Here is a 2,419-nt window from a genome sequence, read left to right as displayed (position 1 = left end):
GTCTGAAACGCAGGTTTCAGACGGCCTTTTTTGATTTTGACGTTATAATTCCGTTTCCCAATCTTTCAGACGGCCTTTCCTATGAAATCTTACCCCGATTCCTATCTCCATTTTGAAAACCTCGAATCTCCCGAAGCGCAAGAGTTTGCCGCCGCGGCCCATGCCGAAACGCGTGCGCGTTTTTTAGAAAACGACAAGGCGCGCGAATTGTCTGACGGCATTTTGGCGCAGTTGCAGGACACGCGGCAGATTCCGTTTTGTCAGGAACACCGTGCGCGGATGTACCATTTTCATCAGGATGCGGAATATCCGAAGGGCGTGTACCGCGTATGTACCGCGGCGACTTACCGTTCGGGCTATCCCGAGTGGAAAATTTTGTTTTCGGTGGCGGATTTCGACGAGCTGCTTGGCGACGATGTGTATCTGGGCGGGGTGTCGCACTTGGTGGAAAAGCCCAACCGCGCGCTGTTGACCTTGAGCAAGTCGGGCGGCGATACGGCTTATACGCTGGAAGTGGATTTGGAAGCGGGCGGTCTGGTCGAGGGCGGTTTTCATTTTCCGGCGGGGAAAAACCATGTGTCGTGGCGCGATGAAAACAGCGTGTGGGTGTGTCCGGCTTGGGACGAGCGGCAGTTGACCGAATCGGGCTATCCGCGCGAAGTATGGCTGGTGGAGCGCGGCAAAAGTTTCGAGGAAAGCCTGCCGGTGTATCAAATTGCCGAAGACGGCATGATGGTGAACGCGTGGCGTTATCTCGATCCGCAAGGTTCGCCGATTGATTTGATTGAAGCGTCTGACGGTTTTTACACCAAAACCTATTTGCAGGTCTCAGCCGAAGGCGAAGCGAAACCGTTAAACCTGCCCAACGATTGCGACGTGGTCGGCTATCTGGCCGGACATCTTTTGCTGACGCTGCGTAAAGACTGGAACCGCGCGAACCAAAGCTATCCGAGTGGCGCATTGGTGGCAGTAAAATTGAACCGCGGCGAATTGGGTGCAGCGCAGCTTTTGTTTGCGCCCGATGAAACGCAGGCATTGGAGAGCGTGGAAACGACCAAGCGTTTTGTGGTGGCGAGCCTGCTGGAAAACGTGCAAGGCCGTCTGAAAGCGTGGCGGTTTACCGACGGCAAATGGCAGGAAGCCGAGTTGCCGCGCCTGCCTTCGGGTGCATTGGAAATGACCGACCAGCCGTGGGGCGGCGACGTGGTTTACCTTGCCGCCAGCGATTTCACTACGCCACTGACGCTGTTTGCGCTGGATTTGAACGTGATGGAACTGACCGTCATGCGCCGTCAGCCGCAGCAGTTTGATTCAGACGGCATCAACGTGCAGCAGTTTTGGACGACTTCGGCCGACGGCGAGCGCATTCCTTATTTCCACGTCGGCAAAAACGCCACGCCTGACACGCCGACCTTGGTTTATGCTTACGGCGGTTTCGGCATTCCTGAATTGCCGCATTATCTGGGCAGTGTCGGCAAATATTGGTTGGAAGAGGGCAATGCCTTTGTGTTGGCAAACATCCGCGGCGGCGGCGAATTCGGCCCGCGCTGGCATCAGGCGGCGCAGGGAATCAGCAAACATAAAAGTGTTGATGATTTATTGGCCGTCGTGCGCGATTTGTCCGAACGCGGCATGAGTTCGCCCAAACACATCGGTTTACAGGGTGGTAGCAACGGTGGCCTGATTACCGCCGCCGCCTTCGTGCGCGAGCCGCAAAGTATCGGCACACTGGTGTGCGAAGTGCCGTTGACCGACATGATCCGCTATCCGCTGCTCTCCGCCGGCGCAAGCTGGACGGACGAATACGGCAACCCGCAGAAATACGAAGTCTGCAAACGCTGGCTGGGCGAATTGTCGCCGTATCACAATCTTTCAGACGACGTGCCATACCCGCCCGCGCTTATTACCACCAGCCTCAGCGACGACCGCGTCCATCCTGCCCACGCGCTCAAGTTCTACGCCAAACTGCGCGAAACCTCCGCGCAATCGTGGCTCTACGCTCCCGACGGCGGCGGCCATACCGGTAACGGTACCCAACGCGAATCCGCCGACGAACTCGCCTGCGTCTTGCTGTTTTTGAAAGAGTTTTTGGCTTAAAAAGAACGCTGTTTGATTTGCCCGCTTATTTCAGGCCGTCTGAAAGAGCGGGCAAAAAAAGCGAGTTTGATGGCATTGTGAAACCTTATTTAAGGCATTTTTTATTCGTTTTACGCACCCGGCAGGCGCGTGAAAACGGAAAGAAAAAATGGCGAAACCTGCTTTTCAGATGGCCACGATTTACGATAATCAAACTTAACTCTATGATATCAAATAAAAACAATTTCCTGCTTGTAGGTTAAAATCAGCCTATGCTAATATGCGCAACAACAGGTTTTTACTGAATAATCTGTGCTAAAATGCAGGATTAGATGGAAAACTC

At 54.3% G+C, this 2,419-nt stretch carries 1 protein-coding gene; it reads left to right on the top strand.

The window, feature by feature from the left end; genetic code table 11:
* Window positions 1-81: 81 nt before the first annotated feature.
* Window positions 82-2,097, top strand: a complete 2,016-nt coding sequence (locus ACTHUT_RS18010; RefSeq protein ID WP_440419284.1) for a prolyl oligopeptidase family serine peptidase — start codon at window positions 82-84, stop codon at window positions 2,095-2,097.
* Window positions 2,098-2,419: the final 322 nt, after the last annotated feature.

Source organism: Neisseria sp. P0022.S010, assembly GCF_051956635.1.
The sequence above is the reverse complement of the archived record's forward strand: the minus strand, read 5'-3'. Positions and strand labels throughout refer to the sequence as shown.